We start from the raw sequence: 21,893 nt of genomic DNA, 5'->3' as shown, positions 1-21,893 counted from the left end.
CCGCGCACCAGAAAGGAGTCCCTTGTGGACACCCACGACCTGCGTCCCCTCACGACAGCGACCGGACCGTTCGCCTCGGTCCACTTCGACCAGTCACACGACACGGAAGACGCGGCGAAGCAGCTTCGACTGCGGCTCAAGGAGATCAACGCGGCGCTGTCCGAGCAGGACGCCGACCCGGCGACGGTCGCCGCGATCACCGACGCGATCGAGGCCGCTCCCCCGCCCGTCGGGCAGGCCGGGCGGAGCCTGATCGCCGCGCACGGCGAGATCGTGGCCGACCGCCGGCTCGCCGCGCCTCCAGCCGCGCAGGAGGCGCGGTACTCGGACCTGCCGTACTTCCTGCCGGTGGTGACGCACGCCGAGAACGCGCCCGAGCACGTGGTGGTGCTCGTCGATCGCCACGGCGCGGACGTGGAGGTGCACCACCCCGACGGCACCGTGCGCGCGGAAACCGTGCAGGGCCCCGAGGACGACGTGCACAAGGTCCGCGGCGGCGGCCCGGCGCACCGGAACCTGCAGCACCGCACCGAGGAAGCCGTGCGGCACAACCTCGAGGACGTCGCCGCAGCCGTGGCCAAGACGGTCGAACGGACCGGCGCCCGCCTGGTCGTGCTGGCCGGCGAAGTGCAGGCCCGCGCCGAGCTGCTCGGCCTGCTGCCCGAGCCCGTGCGCGCGGTCACCGAGGAGACGGACGCCGGGGGCCGCGCCGCCGGCGCCGACCGGGCCGAGCTGGACGAGCACGTCCACGAGCTGCTGGCCGGCCGCCGCCTCGGCGAGCTCGACGACCTCGCCCAACGCTTCCGCGCCGAGGCCGGTCGCGGTTCAGGCCTCGCCGTCAGTGGCCTGGAGGCCGTCACGGCGGCGCTGCCCGAGGCCAACGTCGCCACCCTGCTCGTCGGCGACCCCGGCGACGCCGAGGTGCTGACCGGCCGCGAACCCACCCAGGTCGGCGTCGCCGCGCCCCGGCTGGCGGCGCTCGGCGCTTCCGAACCAGCACCCCACCGCGCCGACGAGGCCCTCCCCTACGCCGCCGTGGCCGTCGGCGCGGACGTGGTGGTGATGGACGAGCGCCTCGACCTGCCCGGTGGGTTCGCCGCCCTGTTGCGCCACCCGTGACCCCCTGACCCCGGGTGGTGCGGACAGGCGGCGGGTGTGCCCGCACCACCCGGACACCACCAGATATCCCCCACCGGAGATCTCCGACCGGACATCACAGTGCCGAGGGCCGACCGGACACGCCGTTCCGGTCGGCCCTCGGCACTGCCTCAATCCTCCTTCGCAGCACCCGTCACCGCGCCCGCGACGGCTTCCACCACACCGTCGTCGAAGACGGTCGGCACGATGCGCTGCGGGGTGAGGTCGTCGGCGACGACGCCGGCGAGGGCGCGGGCCGCGGCGAGGAGCATGCGGCTGGTGACGCGGGGCGCGCCGGAGTCCAGCAGGCCGCGGAAGACTCCCGGGAACACGAGCACGTTGTTGATCTGGTTCGGGTGGTCGCTGCGGCCCGTCGCGACGATCTGCGCGTGCTTTCCCGCGACGTCCGGGTCGATCTCGGGGTCCGGGTTGGCCAGCGCGAACACGATCGCGCGGTCGGCCATCGCGGCGACGTCGTCTTCGCCGAGCAGGCCGCCGGCGCTGACGCCGATGAAGACGTCGGCGCCGGAGAGCGCGTCGCGCAGGCTGCCCTGGGCGGCCCCGTCGCGGTTGGTGTTCTCCGCGAGCCAGCGCTTCTCGCCGACGAGGTCACGGTCGGGGTGCAGCACGCCTTGGCTGTCGCAGACGGCGATCCGCTCGTAGCCGGCCTCGCGCAGCAGCCGTGCCGTGGCGCTGCCCGCCGCGCCCGCGCCGGAGATCACCACCGAAGTGCCGGCGGGCTCACGTTCGGTCAGCTTCATCGCGTTGTGCAGCGCGGCGAGCACGACGACCGCCGTGCCGTGCTGGTCGTCGTGGAAGACGGGGATGTCGAGCTCATCGTGCAGGCGGCGCTCGACGGTGAAGCACCTCGGCGCGGCGATGTCCTCGAGGTTGATCGCGCCGAACGAGATCGCGAGGTCCTTCACCGTCCGCACCAGGTCGTCCGGCTCCCGGCTGACCGGGCAGATCGGCCACGCGTCAACGTCGGCGAACCGCTTCAGCAACGCCGCCTTGCCCTCCATCACGGGCAGCGCGGCGGCCGGGCCGCGATCGCCCAGGCCGAGCAGCGCCGAACCGTCGGACACGATCGCGACCGAGTTGGCCTTCACCGTCTCTCGCATCAGCGCGGACGGGTCGTCGGCCACCCGTTCGGCCACCTCGGCGACCCCGGGCGTGTACTCCTTCGCCAGGTCCTCGGGTCCGTCGAGGCGGACCCGGGCCGAGATCTCCACTTTTCCACGGCTACAACTCATGTCCGCCGGATACCCCGGGCAGACATCGGGAAATCAGCCGCTTTTTCACCGGCGCTACGCCCGCAAAGCCGGCAACAGCTCCTTCTCCGCGAAGGCCAGGAACTCCTCCTGCCGGTCGCCACCGATCTGGATCAGCGCCAGGTCCGTGAACCCCGAATCCGCGAACTGCTGCACCGCTTCCCGGATCGGCCCCACCTCCGGACCACACGGGATACCCGCGGCCACGTCGTCCTGGCGCACGAACTGCGTCGCGCCCGCGAACCCGGCCGGCCCCGGCAGCTCCGAGTTGACCTTCCATCCCCCGCTGAACCAGCGGAACTGGTCGTGCGCTCGCCGGATGGCCGCGTCCCGGTCGGGATCCCAGCACACCGGCAGCTGGGCGACCTTGCGCGTCGGCGGGCCGAGGCGGGTGGCGTCCCATTCGCTGCACAGCGCCGGATCCGGCTCGACCGCGATCATCACGTCGGCCTGCGCGGCGAACCGGTGCACGGACTGCTTGCCGGACACGGCGATCCCGATCGGCACCCGCGTCGGCGAGAGATCCCAAAGCTTCGCGGAGTCCACGCGGAAGTGCTTGCCGTCGTAGTTGAACGACCCGCCGTCGAACAGGCCGCCGATGATCTGCACGGCCTCGGCGAGCATGTCGTGGCGCACGTTCACCGGCGGCCAGCCCTGCCCGGCGACGTGTTCGTTGAGGTTCTCCCCCGCGCCGAGGCCGAGGGTGAACCGGTCGTCGGACAGCAGCTGGATCGTCGCGGCCTTCTGGGCGACGACGGCCGGGTGGTACCGCATCGTCGGGCAGGTCACGAACGTCATCAGGTCCACCCGTTCGGTCACCTGGCTCACCGCGCCGAGCACGCTCCACGCGTACGGCGCGTGTCCCTGCTCCGCGAGCCAGGGCGAGTAGTGGTCGCTGCAGACCTCGAAGTCGAAGCCGGCCCGCTCCGCCCCGGCCGCGTGGGCGACCAGCTCCTTCGGCCCGGCTTGCTCGGTCATCAACGTGTAGCCGATGCGCATGCGGTATCCCCCGCTCGGTCGCGGCGTGGCGAACCGCCGCCGGTTCGCCCTTCCTCCACCGGGGTTGCCCGGCCCCCGCCGGACGAAACCGGCCGTCCCCCCTCCCGGGAACAGAAGGAGGACGGCCAGGCGGTCACGGGGATCGCCGTCACCCGGCGCGGCGCGCTCCGGGGGCGTTTGCCGGGGTGATCTGGGAAGCTGCCTTCCATGGCTTCCCGGACGAGTTCTCCCTGGTTGCGGTGGACGACGATCGCCCCGGCGGTCGCGGTGGTCGTGCTGGCGGTGACGTGGGGGCGGGTGCTCGGGACGGTGCCGGTGATCATCGTCGCGGTGGTGCTGGCGGCCGCGGTGCTCGCGGCGGTGCACCACGCGGAGGTGGTCGCACACCGAGTCGGCGAGCCGTTCGGATCGCTGGTGCTCGCGGTGGCCGTCACGGTGATCGAGGTGGCACTGATCGTCACGCTCATGATCTCCGGCGGCCCGAAGACGGCTTCGCTGGCGCGGGACACGGTCTTCGCGGCCGTGATGATCACGTGCAACGGCATCCTCGGCCTGTCGCTGCTGGTGGGCGCGTGGCGGCGCAAGACGACGGTGTTCAACGCGGAGGGCACCGGCTCCGCGCTGGCCACCGTCGCGACGCTCGCGACCCTCAGCCTCGTCCTGCCCACGTTCACCACTTCCCGCAGCGGCCCGGAGTTCTCTCCCGGGCAGCTGGCGTTCGCCGCCATCGCGTCGCTGATCCTCTACGGGCTTTTCGTGGTCACGCAGACCGTGCGCCACCGCGACTTCTTCCTGCCGATCGACGTCGAAGGCGCCGTCGTCGAGGAGGATTCGCACGCGAAGCCGACGACGACCCGCACCGCCCTGTTCAGCCTCGGATTGCTGCTGGTGGCGCTCGTGGCGGTGGTCGGGCTGGCCAAAGTGGAGTCACCGGCGATCGAGGCCGGCGTGGCGGCGCTGGGGTTCCCACAGTCGTTCGTCGGCGTGGTGATCGCGCTGCTCGTGCTCCTGCCCGAGACGCTCGCCGCCACCAACGCCGCGCGGCGCGACCGCGTGCAGGTGAGCCTGAACCTCGCGCTGGGTTCGGCGATGGCCAGCATCGGCCTCACGATCCCGGCGATCGCGCTCGCGTCGATCTGGCTCAGCGGGCCGCTGCTGCTGGGCCTGGACGCCACGCAGATAGTGCTGCTGGTGATCACCGTCGTGGTCGGCGGCCTCACTGTGGTGCCGGGCCGCGCGACGCGCCTGCAGGGCGGCGTCCACCTCACGCTGCTGGCGGCTTTCGTGTTCCTCGCCGCCAGTCCTTGAACCAGTCCCCAGGCCACTGTCGAGCCGGGCCGCGCCCGTTCGTCCTCGGGGTGCAAGGACCTCGTGGAAAGGACGGACGATGGACACTTTGGCGTTGTACCGGCAGGCGCAGGATGGGTTCGACGCGGTGCTCACCGCGGTGCCGGCCGAGCGCTGGGAAGCACGTTCGACGTGCCCCGAGTGGTCGGTGCGCGACCTCGCGGGCCACGCGGTCTGGGGCCAGCACCAACTGCGCGCCTGGGCCACCGGAGAGGACTACGCCGACCGCTCGGGCGCACCGGGTTCGCCCCACCCCGCGCCGATCGCCGGCGACGACCCGCTCACGAGCTGGCGGACGGCCCGCACGGCCTGCCTCGCCGCGCTGACCCCCGAGGCGCTCGCGCGGACCACCACGATCCCGGGCCTCGGCGAGGTACCGGTCGCCGCCGTGGTGAGCCTGCTGACCACCGACCTGGTGGCCCACGCGTGGGACATCGGACACGCCCTGGGTGCCGACGTGCGCCTCGACCCCGCCACGGTCGCCGCCGCCTTCGACTGGGCCCGCGCGCACGCCGTGCGCGCCCCCGGCTTCTTCGGCCCGGAACTCACGCCGCCGCCCGGGTCGGACGACCAGACGCGGATGCTCGCGTTCCTCGGCCGGGTCGCGTGGGAGCCGGTCGCCGCGTGACGCCGGCCGGTGGGTGTGTCCGATATGGACACACCCACCGGCACGCAGTCGGGGCTTTTGCCACATTTCGAGCCAGGTCGAGGACTTGGCCGTGGTTCCGCTCGCGCCCCTGGCGTAGCCGGGCGCCAGGGCTTCCTGACACCGGAAGAAGCTTCGGGAGAAACCCTTGAGACGCCTGGTCACGGTCCTGTCCGTCACCGCCTCGGCTGCCAGCACCGGCCTCGTCGGATTCCCGGCCGCGAGCGCGGCGCCGGCGAACGCGGTTCAGGACACCGAAAGCGGCGCCGAGCCCGGTCCAGGCCGAGCTGTTCGGCAATCAGCCCGGTCAGCAGATCGAGTATTCGGTGTACCTGCCCGATTTCGGCGGGTGGCAGCGACCCGGCAAGAACGGTCAGGAAGCGGGCACGACCGGGCTGAGCGAGCCGATCACCGCGCTGTGGGTCTCCAGCTCCTGACGCGGCGCCGGCGAACGGCGGGCGCGACTCCGGCCGTCGAGGTCTCGACCGCGCCGGGTCACTGGCCGACCGCCTTCCGGCCCCGGTCGAACGCGGCCAGTGCGGCGCCGACGGCGGCCGCGACCGTGACCTCGAAGACCTCGTCCTCGGTGTGGCCCGCGGCCAGCAACGCGGCGACGTCCGCGTCGGTCACACGGTAGGACGCCGTGCGGACGGCTTCGGCGTAGGTCTGCCACGGTTCGGCCACCGGCGCGTCCGCGATGAGCGCCGCGCGCAGGGCCCGGTCGGTGACGCCGCGGGCCTCGGTCACCGCGTGGCGGAGGTTCGAGACGACGTCGCCGTGGTCGGTGTGCGGACCGCCCGACAGCAGGAAGCCCGGGAAGCGGTAGCCGAAGCGGTGCAGCGACCGGGTGCCGCTCTCCAGCTGGCCGTCGCGCAGCTCGAAGCCGAACGCGTTGGCCAGGCGGTTGACCACGTCCCACACCAGGTTCACCCGCAGTGCCTCCAGCACGGCCGGCGCGGGCACGTCGGCGACCGGCGACGCGTCCGGCTCGCCGCCCGGCTGCGAAACGGTGTCGAGGAAGGCGCGCACCGCCCGCAGTTCCGGGCGGGCGGACGCCGGCTCGTCCGGGTCGACCTCGCCCTCGCCGGCGATGCGCGTGAGCTCCGCGTGGGTGACGATGCAGAACGGGCACTCGTGCAGCTTCGCGGTGCCCATCGCCAGGTACTCGCGCTCGCCGGGCGTCCAGGACGACGGGCCGCGCATGGCCGCCGCCGTGAGGTCCAGCAGGGCGCGGGTCATGAACTCCGGCCGGTACAGCAGCGTCAGCACGATGTCGGGACTGTCCACGCGGGACACCGCGGACGTGGCCGAGAGGAACAGCTTCGCGCGACGACGGTGGCCACGCTCCAGAATGGACAGTCTCACGGTGTCTCCCCAGGGTCGAGTGCGTCGAGGTCGAGCAGGCGGCGGGCGAGGAACCGCCGGTCCGCCGGCGTGTGGGCCAGTTCGTGGGCACGCCGGTAGGCGGTGGCCGCTTCGGCACGCCGGTCGAGGCGGCGCAGCAGGTCGGCGCGCGCGGCGTGCATCAGGTGGTAGTGCTCGAGGCCGTCGATGCGGTCGATCAACGCGAGCCCGTCGGCCGGGCCCCGCGCCATCGCGACCGCCACGGCGTGGTTCAGCGCGACGACGGGGGAAGGCGTGAGCTCCAGCAGCCGCGTGTACAGGCCCGCGATACCGGCCCAGTCCGTGAGTTCGGCCGACGGCGCCTGCGCGTGCAGCGCCGCGATCGCGGCCTGCACCTGGTACGGCCCGGGCTCGCCGTGGCGCAACGCGCGGTCCAGCAGCCCGAGGGCTTCCGCGATCTCGGCCCGATCCCACCGCGCGCGGTCCTGGTCTTCCAGCAGCACCACGTCACCTTCGCCGTCGTGGCGCGCGGCCGCGCGCGAATCGTGCAGCAGCAGCACCGCGACGAGGCCGAGCGCCTCCGGTTCGTCCGGCATCAGCGTGGCCACGAGCTTGCCGAGCCGGATCGCTTCCTGCCGCAACGCGGTGTGCTCGGGTGAGCCGGCCGCGGCGGTGTAGCCCTGGGTGAAGATCAGGTACACCACGGCAAGCACGCCGGCGAGCCGTTCGGGCAGCAGGTGATCAGGGGGGACTTCGAGCGTGATGCCGGCGTCGCGGATCTTGCGCTTGGCCCGGACCAGCCGCTGTGCGAGCGTGGCTTCACCGATCAGGAAGGTCCGCGCGATCTGCCCTGCCGTCAGCCCGACCACGGCCTGCAGCGTCAGCGCAACGCGCGCCGGCTCGGCGAGCGCCGGGTGGCAGCAGGTGAAGATCAGGCTGAGCCGTTCGTCGCCGACTTCGAGCAGGCGCCGGTCGGAGAAGTCGGACATCGGCACCTCCTCCGACCGGACCCCGATCGCCGCGAGCTTCTCCCGGCCCAGGCGGGCGCGGCGCAGCCGGTCGATCGCGCTGTTGCGCGCCGCCGTGAGCAGCCACGCGACCGGGTCGTCAGGTACGGCGGCCCATTTGCGCAGGGCGAGTGCGCACGCCTCCTGCAACGCGTCTTCGGCGAGCTCGAAGTCGCCGAGCACGCGGATCAGCGCGGCGAGCATTCGCGCACGGTCCGCGCGGTAGACCCGCTCCACCGCAGCGGGCGCCGACTCACTCAGCAGGGGCCGCCACGTCAACCGGCGCGTGGCTCACACCCGGGATCCCGACGACCGGCCGCACCTCGATCGACCCTTCCTCGGCCATCGGGCACAACGCGGCGAGTTCGAGGGCTTCGTCGAGGTTGCGGCAGTCGAACAGGTAGAACCCGCCGAGGTGTTCGTGGGTTTCCGCGAACGGGCCGTCGGTGATCAACGTGCGCCCGTCCCGCACACTCACGGTGGTCGCCGTCGACTCCGGCTGCAGCGGCTTGCCCTCCACCCACACGCCGCGGCGCCGGCACTCGTCGGCGAACGCGTTCACCCGCGCCACCGCCTCCTCGAACCCGGGGTCGCCTGGTTCGGGGCGTACGCAGTTGTAGATCAGCAGCATGTACTGCACGTGTCCTCCGCCTCATCTGGTCCAGCTCGTCCGAAGAGGATGACGAACAGCCCGACCGTAACTCGACACGGCGCGGCGAGCGTGGCGAAAAGTTTCTTCGGACCGGTTCAGCCGAGCAGCGACGGGTGCGGCTCAGGAGGCGCGCCGAGCTCGTCGCGACGGCTGCGCGGGGCGGTGCCGTCCACGTCGGTGACCCCGAGCCGCGCGCCGAGCTCCGCGCCGATGAGCGCGCGGCCCGAGTAGGCCATCAGGTCGGGCGACGCGTAGAGCGCGGCGATCACGCGGCCGGTGAACTGCGGCGACTCACGCGGGACGGCCGTGCGGGCGGCCGGTGGGAGCGTCGCGAGGTGCGCCTCGGCGCGTTCGGTGCGCAGGCCGCCCATCCAGATCGATACGGCGGCGACGTGGTGCGGACGCAGGTCTTTCGCCATGTCCGCGGCCATCTTGTCCGCGCCCGCCTTCTGCGCGCCGTAGGCCGGGCCCTGGTGGTAGGACACGGCGCCGTAGTGGCCCGTGTGGACGATCAGGCCGCGGCCGTTGGCCAGCAGCAGCGGCGCGGCGTGGTGGGCGGCGACGAAGTGCGAGCGCAGGCCGACGGTGATCAGGTCGGCCGCCTCGATCGGGTTGGCCCAGAACCCGCCGGGTCGCATCGGCTCGGCGACCTTCGCCGCGTTGTTCACGAGGATGTCGAGCCGGGCGTGCTCCCGCGCGCCCCGGGCGAACAGCGCGGCGACGGCCTCGTCGTCGGCGTGGTCCACGACCACGGGCACGCCGGTGCCGCCGGCCTCGTCGATCAGGGCCGCGGTGTCGGCGACCGTGCCGCCGTGGGGCGAGTCGCCGGGCTTCGCGCTGCGGCCGGTGACGTAGACCGTGGCGCCGGTCGCGCCCAATGCCAGGGCGATGCCCTTGCCGGCGCCGCGGCTCGCGCCGGTGACCACGGCGATCACGGGGGCCATGGGATCTCCTCTCCATCCGGACGTCGTGTCCGTTTCCTGCCACCGACGATATGGACACGGCGTCCGGTTGTCATGGTGATAGCGGACACGGCGTCCGGATACACTGGCGGCGTGACCGGTCCGGCCAAACGCCAGCGCGCCGATGCGCGCCGCAACTACGACGTGCTCCTCGAAGCAGCGAAGGACGTCTTCGCGCGCCTGGGGACCGACGCACCGCTGGAGGTCGTCGCGCAGGAGGCGGGGGTCGGACGCGGCACGCTGTACCGGCACTTCCCGTCGCGCGAGCACGTGTTCGCCGCGATCATGCGCGAGAGCGCGGACCTGCTCGACGCGCGGGCCCGCGAACTGCTCGACGCACCCGACGGCGCCGGCCGGCTTCCGGAGTGGCTGCGGCTCTACGACCGCGCCGCTACGGAGTACCCCGGGATGAGCGGGCACGTCGGCGACGGGCTGGCCGACGACGGCTCCCCTGTGGCCACCACCTGCGCCCCGATGAAGACGAGCTTCGCCGCGTTGCTCGACCGCGCCCGCGCCGAGGGCCACGTCCGGCCCGACGTGACGGCGACGCAGGTGCTCACCCTCGTCGGCGCTCTGCCGAAGGACCCGGCGACGGGCCGCACCGCCGAGCCCTACCTCGACGTGGTGCTGGAAGGGCTTCGCATCACCAAGTGACGGGCAGCTCGTACATGCCGTATACGGAACCGTTGTGCTTGAAGGGAATCTCGTCGAGGCCGGCCGCGAGGGCGAGCGTCGGGACACGCCGGTAGAGCGTGTTGTAGACGACCTGCAGCTCCACCCGCGCGAGCGGCTGCCCGAGGCACTGGTGCACGCCGAACCCGAACGCCACGTGCCGGCGCGAGTCCGGGCGGCGCACGTCGAGCCCGTCGGGATCGGGGAACACGCTCTCGTCGCGGTTGGCGATGTCGTTGGCCATGATCAGGCCCTCGCCCGCGCGGATCGTCTCACCTGCGATCTCGATGTCCTCGATCGCCACGCGGCGGCGGCCGTTGTGCGTGATCGTGAGGTAGCGCAACAGTTCCTCGACCGCACCGGCGATCACGGCCGGGTCGTCGGCCTCGCGGACCAGGGCGAGCTGCTCGGGGTGGCGCAGCAGGGTCAGCGTGCCGAGCGCGATCATGTTGGCAGTGGTCTCGTGGCCCGCGATCAGCAGCAGCACGCCCATCTGCGCGGCCTCGGCGCGCGTGAGCTCCCCGGCCTCGACGCGGTCGGCGAGGCCGGACAGCAGGTCGTCCTGCCGGTGGGCGAGCTTCTCCCCCATCAGCTCGTCGAGGTACCCCAGCAGCGCGCGGTGCCCGCCGGCGCGTTCGGCCGGGTCGGCGTCGCGCTTGATGATGACCTTGCTGTTGGTCTGGAAGAAGTCGTGGTCGCGGTAGGGCACGCCGAGCAGCTCGCAGATCACCAGCGAGGGCACCGGCAGCGCGAACGCCTCCACCAGGTCCACCGGGTTCGGCCCGGCGAGCATCTTCTCGAGCGAGTCGTCCACGATCTTCTGCACCGCCGGCCGCAGCGCCTCGATCCGCCGCACCGTGAACGGCGCCGTCACCATCCGGCGCAACCGCGCGTGCTCCGGGTTGTCCATCAGGATGAAGCTGATCGCGGACCCTCCCGGCGGCAACGGCGCGGGGCTCGGGTAACCCGGCCGCGTGATGTCCACGCTCACCCGCGCGTCCGCCAGCAGCGCCCGCTGGTCCGCGTACCGCGTGACCAGCCACGGCGTGCTGCCGTCCCACAGCCGCACCCGCGCCAGCGGCCCCGCCTCCTGCAGCTCGCGCGCCCGCGGCGGCGGGTCGAACGGGCACCCGGCCGCCCGGGCCATCGGGAACTCGGGCACCTCGTCGGCGCCCGGGGTGGCCTGGTCCAGCGTGCTCGTCATGCGTTCCTCCGCGGCGGGTGGGTTCGTCGGTCTGAAGTGGACGGTGGTGGAGTGGTCACCCGTGTGTTGTTACAGCGCAGGCGGGGCGCGGCCGGGGTGCCGCAGGCCCGCCGCGACGTCGGCGCTCGGCAGCGGCATTGCCCAGCCCGCGCCCACGACGCGCGGGGCCGGTGTGCTTGTCGCGCCGACCAGGCGCGCACATGCGCAGGCACAGCCGGCGCGCCTCCCATCGGCCATCGGTTGCCGCCCCGATAACCGAGGCGGCTGCAGAGCTCTCGCTGTGGCGCCCCAGAGCGCGTGCTCGAGCACAACTGGAGCGAACGCCATCGACCATCGGCTGCCGACCGCAGGGCCGGGCGCTTGCCCTGGCAACCCAGCACACGCGCGCGACCGGCACGAGCGTCAGCGGGCATCGGGTGTCGTCACCGTGGCCGGGGCGAGCCAGAGGCCGACGATGGCGTCGACGAGGCCTGTGCCGGCGGTGGGCCAGTCGGGGCGCGGGGTGGGGGTGGCTTCGGCGAGGGCGCGTTCGCGTTCGGCGCAGGTGTGGACCATCAGCAGGCGCGCCATGGCGTCGCGTTCGGTGCGGGCGGCGGGGGTGAGGTGGGGCAGGCAGGTGTCGAGGCCGTGGAGGATGCGGTGCAGCGCCGGGGCGCTGAGGGCCTCCTCGATCATGATCCCGCGCAGCGCGGGATCGGTCATCACCTGCGCGGCGAAGCGCGCGAACCACGTCGGGGCGCGCAGGGCGGCCAGGTGGTCGGTGACGGGCCGCACCAGGCACTCGACCCAGTCGCGCACGCCGGCGTCCTCGGCGACCCGCGCGACCATGCGCGTCCGGATCGCCTCGATGCCCTCCGCGTGCTTGCGGGCGATCGCGCGGACGAGGTCGGCTTTCGTGCCGAAGTGGTAGCCCACGGCGGCGTTGTTGCCCTGGCCCGCGGCCTCGCTGATCTGCCGGTTGGACACCGCGTACACGCCGTGCTCGGCGAACAGCCTCTCGGCCGTCGCGAGGATCCGCTCCCGCGTCGACTCCGCGCGGATCGCCTTCCCGGTCACTCCGGCCACCGTTGCTCCTCCCCGCGTCGGACCTGCGGTTCGTGATCAGTCAACCGGATCTTCGCGAGTTAAGTCAAGTGCTTGAATTCAGACCAGGGTGTGCGGCACCCAGCGGCGCATCACGCAGGACGAGGACGGCACCGTCGTCGACGTCGTCGCGTGGGACAGCGAAGCCGACGCACGCGCCGGCGCCGCCGGCATCATGACCGAGCTCGCCGGCTCCCCCGTACACGCGATGATCGACCAGACGACCGTCGACTTCCGGATCCTGCCGGTGATCCACCGGCTCGACTGACGGGGAGGCTACGCCGCGACGGGGTACCGGTTCTGGAAGTCCAGCCGGTGGTCGGACCCTGCCGCCAGGCGGTCGAGTTCTTCGTCGAGCTTCGGGAACGTCTGCCACGGCTGCTCGCCGGTGGCATCGGCGGCCCGGTCGACGACGAGCTGCTCCAAGTCCGGGACCCGTTTCGCTTTCCAGACCTTGCCGGCCAGGCTGACCAGCAGGTCGTCGAGCTTTTTGTCGGGCCGGTCCCAGCAGCCGTGCGTCCGCGCGAACCGCGCCAGCCGCTCGTCGATGCCCTGTGCGAGCAGCAGCTCGTAGCCGGCTCCCTCGTGATCCGAGCCGCACGTTCACGACGGAGTAGCGTCACACCGCGCGACAGCCAGCACGACAAGGAGGACCCGGCGTGACGCCGATCGACGCCACCTTCAGCCTCGTCGACCACCACGGCGCGGCGGTGACCGAGCAGGACTACCGAGGCAAGTGGGTGACGGTCTTCTTCGGCTTCACCCACTGCCGCATGGTGTGCCCGCGTGCGCTCGGCCGCCTTACGGCCGCGCTGGACGAACTGGGGCCACTCGCCGACAAGGTGCAGCCGCTGTACATCACCGTCGACCCGGAGCGCGACAGTCCCGAGGTGATGCGCGCTTACCTCGAAGGGGACCACCCGCGCTTCACCGGCCTCACCGGCACGCCGGAGCAGATCGAGCGGGCCAAGCGTGCCTTCCGCGTTTTCGCGCGCCGCAAGGACGATCCCGAGGACCCTGACGGCTACGCGGTGCCGCACACCGCCATCACCTACGTGCTGAACCCCGGCGGCGCCTACGCAACGCACCTCACCGACGGCCTCGACGACAAGACATTCACCGAACGGCTGCGCGAAACCGTCACGCAAGAAGCCTGAAAACTGGGGTCCGGTTGCCGGAGCGGCCCTGCGGCCAGCTCCGGCAACCGGAGGTCAGCTCAGCTTCGCCGGCACGTTGTAGGCCTCCACCGACAGCCGCGGGGACTTCACGGACCGCCGCGGCGCGATCGTGACCGTGCGGGACTCCCCTGGCAGCAGCCAGAAGTAGTTGTCGCCGTAGATCGTCGGCAGCACGCGGTCCTTGCCGTTGTTCTCGCGCAGCGACAGCCGGACCATCGCGGCCACGGTCGTGCCCGTGTTGCGGATCGTCGCGGTGTAACCGTCCTTGCCCGCCGAACGAAGGCTGGTCGACAGTTGCGTGCGCCCCAGCTGGTTGAGCGCGCGCATCGCCGTGTCCGCCTGGTAGCGCCAGTAGGTGTTCTCCGAGACGACGGCGCCGTGCGAGTCCGTCATCGTCAGGCGCAGCAGGTGCAGTGCGGGCAGGTCCGCACCGAACGGCACCGTGAACGCGGCCGTGCCCGAGATCGGGGCCACGTCGACCTTCTGGGTCTGCGCCGCGCCCAGCGGCTTGCCGTCGAGCCCGTGCAGCTGCGCGGTCACGGTCATGCCGCTCATCGCGTTCGGCGTGTGGTTGATCGCCCGCACCTGCCAGGTCGTGAGGTCCGCCTGCACGTGCCTCGACTCGCAGCCCTTCCGGGAACCGTAGTAACTGCCGTTCACGTCCAGGTCGTAGTCGTAGGTCTGCCACACCGTGCTGTGCCAGGCCGGGTGCGACATCCACAGCAGCACGCCGGTGGCGTCGTTCCACAGCTTGGAGTTCCACGCCTCGAAGATCGCGCGCATGCTCTCGAAGTTCACGAACTGCGCCTTGCGGCAGAACTCCTCCAGGCTCGACGACGGCGCGAGCCGGGCGTCGATCGCCGCCAGGTAGGTCTGCGGCGACTGGTTGCCCTGCGTGGACCAGTCGTGCAGGAACCACGGCGCGCCGATCGGCCAGCCCGCGTCGCCCTCGCCGACGAGGTTGCGCATGCTCTCCACCACGGACACCGTGGGGATGCCGATCTCGCTCCAGAAGCCGGCCTTGCCGCCCGTCGCCTCACCGGTGAAGTACTGCTTCGGGTCGAGCCAGCGGTACGGGCCGTCGCCGGTGATCACGCCGCCGGCGGAGTTGCTCTGGTAGAGCAAGTCCGTGTTCTCCGTGACGATCGAGCGCAGCGCCTGGTCGATCACCGCCGGCGGGGTGCCCTCGTTGCAGCCGAACCACACCGCGACCGACGGGTGGGCGCGGTAGCGCAGCACCGTGTCCGTGGCCTGGGCCAGGAAGATGTCGTGGTTGGCCGGGTCCGTGGAGAAACCGTCCCAGAACTCCGTCCACACGAGAATGCCGTAGCGGTCGCACGCTTCGAACAGCTCTTCGCGGTAGGAGGAGCCGATCCAGTTGCGCAGCATGGTGAAGTTCATGTCGCGGTGCATCGCGACGACGTTGTCCACGCGCTCCGGCGGCATCCGGCGCAGCAGCTCGTCCCAGCCCCAGCTGCCGCCGCGGCAGAACACCTTGACCCCGTTGACGATGAACGTCAGCGGCTTCGCGGAGTTGTCCACCGACGCCGCGTCGGTCCAATTGTCGCCGTCGGCCGAGACCTGGATCCGGAACGTCTGCGCGTACGCGGTCTCCCACGCCAGCACGACGCGGTCGAACGACGTCGTGGCGCCGAGGTCGACCTGCAGCCACTGGTTGTCGGCGTACTCCGAGGTCCAGCGCGTCTTCGGGTCGCCGTCGAACGCGTTCTGCGGCGGGTTGCCGTCGGCGACCGTGGAGCTGGTGCCCGTCTTGCCCTGGGCCAGGTCGGTGCCGGCGTTGGCACTGTCCACCACGGACATCGTCCAGAGCGAGAAACCCCAGCCGGTGGCGCGTTTGTCGCACTGCACGCGGACGTAGCGCGCCTGCTGCGGCGCGAGGTCCACGGTCTGGGAGGCGACACCGTCGACGGGCACGATCGGCACGTCGTAGGTGTAGGTGATCTGGCGGATGCCGAACTTGAGGCTCTTGCGGTCGCTCACCGCGGAGCCGATGGCGGCGGTCACGGTGAGGTCGTGCAGGGTGGCGTCGCCGTAGCCGTTGGGCCACCACAGCTTCGGGTTCTTGATCCGCAGCTGGCCGAACGCCGACGGCGCGAAGACGGCCGCGCCCTCCTCGCCAGGCGCGACGGTGACGGTGCTGGACAACGAGATCCCGTCGAACGCCGCGGTGACCTTCACGCGCTGGGCCACCGAACCGGCGTTGCGGACGGGGACCGTGATGGTCACCTCGGCGACGTCGGTCGCGGGCAGGTTGGGCAGCTTGGTGTCCACGCGGGTGTCACCCACCACGATCGCGCCGGTCGAGCGCAGCCGGACGTGGTTCCAGATGCCGGACGCGCGGTCGCGCACCGCGGGCATCCAGTCCCAGCCGGACACCGCGACGAGCGTGGGCGAGTTGGCGAACATCGTGCCGCCCGCGTCCACGAAGGACTGCCCGGCCGGCCCCTTGTCGCCCGGGCTGCCGGGGAACGGCATCGGCGCGATCTTCACGGCGACGTTCTGGTCGCCGGTGCGGCGCAGCGCGGCTGTGACGTCGAGGGCGGCGCGGCCGAACGGGTGCGCCAGGTTGCCGACGTGGGCGCCGTTGAGCCAGATGTCGGCCTCGTGGTTGACGCCGTCGAACTCGAGCCACACGTGCCGGCCCGCGGAGGTGTCGAGACCGCGCGGCACGGAGAACGTGCGGCGGTACCACCAGGAGTGCCGCGACAGGGCCTCCGGGATGTGCATGTTGCCCATGCCCTTGACCGGGTCGGGCAGCTGGCCCTGCTCCACGAGCGAGCCGAGCACGGTGCCCGGCACGGACGCCGGCAGCCAGCCGCGCGTGTCTACCGCGGTGCCCGACAGGACGGCGCCGTCGGTGCTCGGCGCCCAGTCCTGCATGGTGAGGACCCAGCCGGACTCCAGCGGCACGGAGCCGTCGGCGGCCACCGCCAGAGCGGGCGGGTTATCGTGCCCGCGCACGGGGAACGACGTCCAGCCGCGGACCGCCGGGCGGTTGTCGCGGGTCGAGCCGTAGACCTGGAACCCGTTGAGCCCCAGCGGGTTGGTGGTCGAGCCGGCGGAGCTCGTGAGGCGGACCCAGCGCGCGGTGACGGCCGGCTGCAGCGGGATGGTCACCACGCCGCCGGTGCCCTGCGCGGTGCTGTGGACGGTGCGCCAGGACTTGCCGTCCTGGGAGATGTCGAGGTCGAACGCGGTCGCGTAGCTCGACTGGACCTCGGTGCCCTTGGTGTTGCTGCGCGAGGCGGTCGTGTCGAACGCCGGGTCGCCCGGGCGGGCCTCGAACGTGAGCACCACGGAGTCGACCTGGCAGCGGCCCTGCAGGTCCACGATGATCCACTGCGAGTCGCCCTTGGCCGCGCGCCAGCCGGAGCCCTGCACACCGACCTGCGCGAGGCCGTCCACCGCGAACTCGGCGGGGGTGGCCGCGTAGTCCGTGGAGGACACCTGCACGGGGCGGAACAGCGCCAGGTCGGTCGAGGTGTGCCCGTCGGTCACCGCGGGGGCCGCGGGCGCCGCCGAGGCCACGCCGGGCAGCACCGCCGTCAGGCCGAACCCGGCCAGCAACCCGGTGCCGGCGGCCAGCACGCCCCGTCGCGACAGTGCCGAATCCGCGCCCGGCGCGCCGCTCTGGTCCAACGTCATGGGATCTCCCGGTCTCGAGACAAAACCCGTCCACATGACGCGGGGACCGCAGGCGTCGACGTCGACGGGTGACAACGTTGCCAGGAAGCTTCCCGGCCGGTCACCCGCTCGTCAAGAAGACAAGAGAGACAAGAATCGGCCGTGATGACATCGATGTCGGGACCTGGGAGGGCGCCGGTCGTCAAGAGCCGGAGTGAAAGCCGAGGTGCCCGGTTTGTCCGGCCGGGCGCGTCCGGGTGGAGCGGACGCGCCCGGCCGGACGCGTCAGCGCACGAGCACCGCGTCGCCGATCGGACGCTCGCCCGTGGCGTCCGACGGGTGGTTCACGAGCTGTCCCGCGACGGCCATGGCGGTGGAGCCGCCGCCGTCGAGGTTGAGCGCGTCGACCGCGCCGAGGCTGCGCATCAGCTGCGCGCCCTCCTCGATCGTCACGCCTTCGCTGACGCCGGGCTGACGGCCGTCGACGGTCACGAGGAGCAGGCGGCCCTGCGCGTCGAGCCCGGCCATCGTGCGCGGCTGGCGCTGCTCGGCCCACGCGTAGCCGAACGACAGGTCCTGCGGGTCCAGCACGCCCTCGGTCGCGGCGTCGATGGCCTGGCGGCCGTGCCGCAGCAGCACCGGCGCCGCGCTGACGATGCCGTCGCCGGCGCGGAGGTCGACCGGCCGGCCCGACGCGGTGCGCACGCGTTCGTCGACGGTCAGCTTGCGGCCGGCCACGGCGTGGGCGGCGAGCCAGCCGGCAGCCGGGCCGATGCCCTGCACGGCGGAACCGCCGGCGGGCACCGCGCCACCGCGCGCGCCCACGGTGAGCACGCGGCCGTTGCGGTCGAGCGTGACCTGCGTGCCCGTGCCGGTCGGCAGGGCGGCGCCGAACTCGGCGGTGAAAACGACGAGGTCGTCGACGGTGGTGCAGGTGAAGTCCTGCCGCGGCTTCGTGGTGGGCGTCAGGCCGGGCCGGCCGCAGTCGCGCACGACACCGGGTTTGCGGTTCACGCCTTCGACCGCGTGGGTCGCCGCGCCGGAGCGCAGCGTCACCGTGGACGTCAGGTTCTCGATGGACACGTCGCCGCGGCGGCCCAGGACCAGCGCGGCGCGGGCGCCGGACGACTGCGACTCGAGCTTGCCGTCGTACGCGGCGAGCCCGGCGGGCACGCCCTGGAAACCGTCGGCGTCAGCGGTCACGAAGAACCCGCCGTTCACGGCCACGAGCGCACCCGTCTTCGCCGCGATCGACGACGTGGTTTCCCGCTGTGCCACCGTGCCGTCGTGCGTCGCCTCGATGCTGCCGTGGAAGCGGCCGCGGTCGATCACGGCGACGTGCACGCGTTCGGCGTCGGGCGCCTGATCGGCGTCGTAGCCCGTCCACTCCGCGACGGCGCTGAACCCGGCCGCCTTGAGCGTCGTCGCGGCCGCGGTGGCCGCCGCCTGCGTCGGGTAAGAGCCGGTGCGCACGCGCACACCCTCGACGCCGTGCGGAGTGTCGGAAAAGCCGGGCCAGCGGACGGTGTCCTGGCGCACCGGGTAACCCGCCGCCTTCAGCCGGGCGGCGGTGTCGCGCGCCCACGCCGCCGTGCCGAGCTCGGCGGTCGTCGCGGCGCCGGTGAGGATGTTCTTGGCCGGCGCGGTGATCGTGACCGTCCAGAACGGAGGGTGGGCCGTGCGGCTCAGCACGCCGGTGCGCACGGTGACGCCCGGCGCGACCGCGTCGGTGGTCCAGGTGTAGCCGGCGGGACCGGGCACCGAAGCGTCGGCGGCCGGCGTGAGAACCGCCGCCGCCCCTGCGACGACGACGGCTGCCGCGAGCACGCGCCGAGCGCGTGACGAGGTGAACACTGTGGGTTTCTCCCTTGCCTCAAGCGGATCCGGGTGAGTTCACTCGCTGCGGTCGACCCGGACCTGTCCGGCGGCTGGAGGTGCGGTGAACCTCTGCCGAACCGGGTGCGTACGTAATTTCTCCGTAGGACTCCCGATGTGCGAGCCAGGCTGAGACGCGAACCTGGAAGGGCAAGAAGCACCACCGACACGGAGGTTTTTTCGATGGCGATCGACTCCCCTCGCCAGCCGTGCCCGGTCTGCTTCCGGTCCACCGTCCTCATCAGTCACTGGTGGGGCCGGCAGTGGACGCACGTGGGTACCTGGCGCCCCGGCTGCGAGCCGGCCGAGCGTGACCGGGAAGCGTTGCACTCCCCCACACCGGACACCAGACCGCCCGCATCGGATCTGGCTGCCTGAAAGAGAATCGCGCCCCCGCGGAAAGGAGGTCCTCACTCTCCCCCTGATCGAGTGAGCCGACCCGCTGGACCCCGTACCACGCAGCACACGACGTGGTACGGGGTTCGGTGCTGCCCGGATAAAACGGAACAACCTGACATCGGCCGCCGCGCGACGTAGTCTCACACCAAGTCGTGGAGGTGGTCTCGATGGGGACGCTGCCCGCCGAGCTGACCAGCTTCATCGGCCGGCAGCGGGAACTGGTCGAGATCCGCAGGCTGCTCTCCGCGGGCCGCCTCGTCACCCTGACCGGGGCCGGCGGCGTCGGCAAGACGCGGCTCGCCATGCGCGTCGCCGACCAGGTGGCGCACACGTTCCCCGACGACGTCTGGTTGATCGAGCTGGGCGACCTCCACGATCCCGCGCTGCTCGTGCAGACGGTCGGCGCGGCGTTCGGGATCCGCGACGCCGACGAGGACCCGCCGGCCCGGCTCGCCGATTACCTGCGCGACAAGAGCCAGCTGCTGGTGCTCGACAGCTGCGAGCACCTCGCCGACGCCTGCGCGCGGCTCGCGCGCGACCTCCTCGCCGGCGCGCCAGACCTCCGGATCCTCGCCACGAGCCGCCACGTGCTGGGCATCGAAGGCGAACGCGTCTACTCCGTGGCGCCGCTCGCGGTGCCGGAGGTCCGCGAGCTCGCCGACGCGATCGGGCTCGACTCGGTGACGCTGTTCACCGAACGGGCCGCCGCCGTGTCGAGCGGGTTCGCTCTCGACGCCACCAACTGGTCCACAGTCGTCGAGGTGTGCCGCCGCCTCGACGGGCTTCCGCTGGCGATCGAGCTCGCCGCCGTGTGGCTGCGCACCCTGGCGATCGACGAGCTGCTCGATCGGCTCGACGACACCTTCCAGCTGCTGAGCCCCAACCCGGTCGCGCCGCAGCGGCAGAAGTCACTGACGAGCACGATCGACTGGAGCTACCAGCTGTGCACGCCCCGGCAGCGCGTGCTCTGGGCCCGCCTTTCGGTGTTCGCCGGCGGGTTCCACCTCACCGCGGCCGAGGAGGTGTGCGGGGCCGGGGGAATCGAGCCCGGCGATGTGCTCGCCCTGGTGGCGGCGCTTGTGGACAAGTCCATCGTGGTCACCGCACCGGGCCGGGCGCCGACGCGGTTCCGCCTGCTGCAGACGATCCGCGAGTACGGCCGGCAGAAGCTGACCGAAGCGGGTGACGAGACCGCACTGGCCGACCGGCACAGCGCCTACTTCCACGGCCTGGCCGAACGCGCGCAGCACGACTGGGACACCGGCGTCGACCAGGTCAAGGTCTACGCGACCGTGCTGCGGGACCAGGCGAACCTGCGGGCAGCCATCGACCACGACCTGAGTGTCCCCGACCGGCACGCCGCCGGCCTCGACCTCGTGGTGACACTGCACTTCTTCTGGCTGCACTGCGGGCACGTCACCGAAGGGCGGCTGTGGCTGGCCCGAGCGCTGGCCGTGAATCCCCGGCCGAGCCGCGATCGCGCGCGGGCGCTGTGGATCAGCGCCTACGCCGCGTGCCTGATGGGCGAGCCCGCCGCGGCGCGGCCGTTGATCCGGAAGTCCGAGGAATGGGGCCGGCACGACGGCGACGCAGTCGTGCTCGGCTACGCGGACATGCTGACGGCCGCGTGCCACTTCCTCGAAGGCGATTTCAGCACGGCGACCGCGTTGTTTCACGAGGCGTACACCCGGTTCGAGGCGATCCCCGGGCACGTCAGCATCAAAGTGCTCAGCCTGGGCACGGTGTCGCAGTCCGAGGCGTGGGGCGGTGACCCGGCGACGGCCGTGACGATCGCCCAGGAGGGTCTGGCCGAGGCCGACACCACCGGTGAGCTGCGCGCCCGCACCCACCTGCTCTACTCGCGCTCACTCGGGCAGTGGATGCTCGGCGAGCACGAGGCGGCGGAAACGGGACTGCTGCGCGGACTTCGCACGGCACGGCTGTTCAACGACGTCCTCGGCGCGGCGCTGTCGGTGGAGCTGTTGTCGTGGACCGCCGCCGCGACCGGCCGGACCGAGCTGGCGGCTGAGCGCCTCGGCGTGGCGAACCGCGTGTGGCCGCTCGTCGGCGGCAAGGCGATGCTCGGGCTGTGCCGCATGATCGACGAACACGCCGCGTGCGAACGCGACGTCCGGGAAGCCTTGGGCGACGCCCGTTTTCGCACGGCGTTCAAGCGCGGCGTCGAGGCGTCGACCGGGTTCGAGGCCGCGCTCGCCCACCTGCTCGGTGAAAATGTCGCCCCGCCCCCGCCGGTCACACCCGTCCGGGACACGTCGGAGCCGGAGCTCACGAGCCGCGAGCTCGAGGTGGCCGAACTCGTGGCCGAGGGGCTGACGAACAAGGAAATCGCGCAGCGGCTGGTGATCAGCCGCCGCACGGTGGAGTCCCATGTGGACCACATCCTCGGCAAACTGGGCTTCAGCTCGCGCAGCCGGATCTCGGCGTGGCTCGCGCGGCGGCGCGGCCGCTGAG

Annotated in this window: 19 protein-coding genes; 8 read left to right on the top strand and 11 right to left on the bottom strand. The window is 72.2% G+C overall.

Features of this window, described 5'->3' with window-relative positions; genetic code table 11:
* Positions 1–24 precede the first annotated feature (24 nt).
* Complete coding sequence (locus AB0383_RS22185; protein WP_366188404.1) at positions 25–1,119, top strand: Vms1/Ankzf1 family peptidyl-tRNA hydrolase; 1,095 nt, start codon at positions 25–27, stop codon at positions 1,117–1,119.
* Positions 1,120–1,268: 149 nt separating this feature from the next.
* On the opposite strand, the gene AB0383_RS22180 is transcribed toward AB0383_RS22185, so the two are convergent.
* Positions 1,269–2,369: a malic enzyme-like NAD(P)-binding protein gene (locus AB0383_RS22180; protein ID WP_364170952.1), complete on the bottom strand. Its 1,101-nt coding sequence runs from the start codon at positions 2,367–2,369 to the stop codon at positions 1,269–1,271.
* Positions 2,370–2,444: 75 nt separating this feature from the next.
* A complete protein-coding gene (locus AB0383_RS22175; protein ID WP_364170954.1) occupies positions 2,445–3,407 on the bottom strand; it encodes a TIGR03557 family F420-dependent LLM class oxidoreductase in 963 nt (320 codons plus the stop codon).
* A gap of 207 nt (positions 3,408–3,614) precedes the next feature.
* Here AB0383_RS22175 and AB0383_RS22170 point away from each other — a divergent pair, with 207 nt between their 5' ends.
* The 3 genes from AB0383_RS22170 to AB0383_RS22160 all read left to right on the top strand — a co-directional run bounded on the left by AB0383_RS22170 (position 3,615) and on the right by AB0383_RS22160 (position 5,837).
* On the top strand, positions 3,615–4,715 hold the full coding sequence (locus AB0383_RS22170; protein ID WP_364170956.1) for an ionic transporter y4hA: 1,101 nt from the start codon (positions 3,615–3,617) through the stop codon (positions 4,713–4,715).
* 79 nt (positions 4,716–4,794) lie between these two features.
* A complete protein-coding gene (locus AB0383_RS22165; protein WP_366188403.1) occupies positions 4,795–5,382 on the top strand; it encodes a TIGR03086 family metal-binding protein in 588 nt (195 codons plus the stop codon).
* A gap of 344 nt (positions 5,383–5,726) precedes the next feature.
* Positions 5,727–5,837, top strand: coding sequence for a hypothetical protein (locus tag AB0383_RS22160; RefSeq protein ID WP_364170960.1), 111 nt, complete (start codon positions 5,727–5,729; stop codon positions 5,835–5,837).
* A gap of 58 nt (positions 5,838–5,895) precedes the next feature.
* Here the strand turns inward: AB0383_RS22160 and AB0383_RS22155 are convergent, their stop codons facing one another.
* The 4 genes from AB0383_RS22155 to AB0383_RS22140 form a co-directional block, all read right to left on the bottom strand.
* Positions 5,896–6,765: a hypothetical protein gene (locus AB0383_RS22155; protein ID WP_366188402.1), complete on the bottom strand. Its 870-nt coding sequence runs from the start codon at positions 6,763–6,765 to the stop codon at positions 5,896–5,898.
* Entirely contained in the window at positions 6,762–8,012 is a 1,251-nt protein-coding gene (locus AB0383_RS22150; RefSeq protein WP_366188450.1) for a DUF6596 domain-containing protein, read from the bottom strand. The genes AB0383_RS22155 and AB0383_RS22150 overlap by 4 nt, the downstream gene beginning before the upstream one ends.
* Positions 8,005–8,391, bottom strand: coding sequence for a YciI family protein (locus AB0383_RS22145; RefSeq protein WP_366188401.1), 387 nt, complete (start codon positions 8,389–8,391; stop codon positions 8,005–8,007). Before AB0383_RS22145 ends, AB0383_RS22150 begins: the two co-directional genes overlap by 8 nt.
* A 107-nt stretch (positions 8,392–8,498) precedes the next feature.
* Positions 8,499–9,347 carry an SDR family NAD(P)-dependent oxidoreductase gene (locus AB0383_RS22140; RefSeq protein ID WP_366188400.1) on the bottom strand — a complete coding sequence of 283 codons (849 nt, stop codon included), beginning with the start codon at positions 9,345–9,347 and terminating at the stop codon, positions 8,499–8,501.
* Between the two features lie 111 nt (positions 9,348–9,458).
* Between AB0383_RS22140 and AB0383_RS22135 the strand changes: the two genes are divergently transcribed.
* Entirely contained in the window at positions 9,459–10,019 is a 561-nt protein-coding gene (locus tag AB0383_RS22135; RefSeq protein ID WP_364170967.1) for a TetR/AcrR family transcriptional regulator, read from the top strand.
* On the opposite strand, the gene AB0383_RS22130 is transcribed toward AB0383_RS22135, so the two are convergent.
* Positions 10,009–11,241 (bottom strand): cytochrome P450, encoded by a 1,233-nt coding sequence (locus AB0383_RS22130; RefSeq protein ID WP_366188399.1) that lies wholly within the window; start codon positions 11,239–11,241, stop codon positions 10,009–10,011. The two genes, AB0383_RS22135 and AB0383_RS22130, sit on opposite strands and share 11 nt — an antisense overlap.
* A 402-nt stretch (positions 11,242–11,643) precedes the next feature.
* Entirely contained in the window at positions 11,644–12,306 is a 663-nt protein-coding gene (locus AB0383_RS22125) for a TetR family transcriptional regulator (protein WP_364170971.1), read from the bottom strand.
* Between the two features lie 88 nt (positions 12,307–12,394).
* Between AB0383_RS22125 and AB0383_RS22120 the strand changes: the two genes are divergently transcribed.
* Positions 12,395–12,592 carry a hypothetical protein gene (locus AB0383_RS22120; protein ID WP_366188398.1) on the top strand — a complete coding sequence of 66 codons (198 nt, stop codon included), beginning with the start codon at positions 12,395–12,397 and terminating at the stop codon, positions 12,590–12,592.
* Between the two features lie 8 nt (positions 12,593–12,600).
* Here the strand turns inward: AB0383_RS22120 and AB0383_RS22115 are convergent, their stop codons facing one another.
* Positions 12,601–12,750 (bottom strand): hypothetical protein, encoded by a 150-nt coding sequence (locus AB0383_RS22115; RefSeq protein ID WP_366188397.1) that lies wholly within the window; start codon positions 12,748–12,750, stop codon positions 12,601–12,603.
* Between the two features lie 233 nt (positions 12,751–12,983).
* Between AB0383_RS22115 and AB0383_RS22110 the strand changes: the two genes are divergently transcribed.
* On the top strand, positions 12,984–13,481 hold the full coding sequence (locus AB0383_RS22110; RefSeq protein WP_364170975.1) for an SCO family protein: 498 nt from the start codon (positions 12,984–12,986) through the stop codon (positions 13,479–13,481).
* 54 nt (positions 13,482–13,535) lie between these two features.
* Here AB0383_RS22110 and AB0383_RS22105 read toward each other — a convergent pair whose 3' ends face one another.
* Together AB0383_RS22105 and AB0383_RS22100 are read right to left on the bottom strand one after the other, a co-directional pair.
* Positions 13,536–17,168, bottom strand: coding sequence for a discoidin domain-containing protein (locus AB0383_RS22105; RefSeq protein WP_366188396.1), 3,633 nt, complete (start codon positions 17,166–17,168; stop codon positions 13,536–13,538).
* 264 nt (positions 17,169–17,432) lie between these two features.
* On the bottom strand, positions 17,433–19,001 hold the full coding sequence (locus AB0383_RS22100; RefSeq protein WP_366188395.1) for a phosphodiester glycosidase family protein: 1,569 nt from the start codon (positions 18,999–19,001) through the stop codon (positions 17,433–17,435).
* 587 nt (positions 19,002–19,588) lie between these two features.
* Here AB0383_RS22100 and AB0383_RS22095 point away from each other — a divergent pair.
* Positions 19,589–21,892, top strand: coding sequence for a LuxR C-terminal-related transcriptional regulator (locus tag AB0383_RS22095; RefSeq protein WP_366188394.1), 2,304 nt, complete (start codon positions 19,589–19,591; stop codon positions 21,890–21,892).
* Position 21,893: the final 1 nt, after the last annotated feature.

The organism is Amycolatopsis sp. NPDC051373 (assembly GCF_040689465.1).
GTDB lineage: Bacteria > Actinomycetota > Actinomycetes > Mycobacteriales > Pseudonocardiaceae > Amycolatopsis.
This window is presented reverse-complemented; position numbering and strand designations above follow the sequence as displayed.

Excerpts from the sequence above, each read along its gene's own strand:
- AB0383_RS22165 (WP_366188403.1), top strand. The coding sequence starts at position 4,795 with ATGGACACTTTGGCGTTGTACCGGCAGGCGCAGGATGGGTTCGACGCG.
- AB0383_RS22130 (WP_366188399.1), bottom strand. The coding sequence starts at position 11,241 with ATGACGAGCACGCTGGACCAGGCCACCCCGGGCGCCGACGAGGTGCCC.
- AB0383_RS22140 (WP_366188400.1), bottom strand. The coding sequence starts at position 9,347 with ATGGCCCCCGTGATCGCCGTGGTCACCGGCGCGAGCCGCGGCGCCGGC.
- AB0383_RS22175 (WP_364170954.1), bottom strand. The coding sequence starts at position 3,407 with ATGCGCATCGGCTACACGTTGATGACCGAGCAAGCCGGGCCGAAGGAG.
- AB0383_RS22105 (WP_366188396.1), bottom strand. The coding sequence starts at position 17,168 with ATGACGTTGGACCAGAGCGGCGCGCCGGGCGCGGATTCGGCACTGTCG.
- AB0383_RS22170 (WP_364170956.1), top strand. The coding sequence starts at position 3,615 with ATGGCTTCCCGGACGAGTTCTCCCTGGTTGCGGTGGACGACGATCGCC.
- AB0383_RS22095 (WP_366188394.1), top strand. The coding sequence starts at position 19,589 with ATGGGGACGCTGCCCGCCGAGCTGACCAGCTTCATCGGCCGGCAGCGG.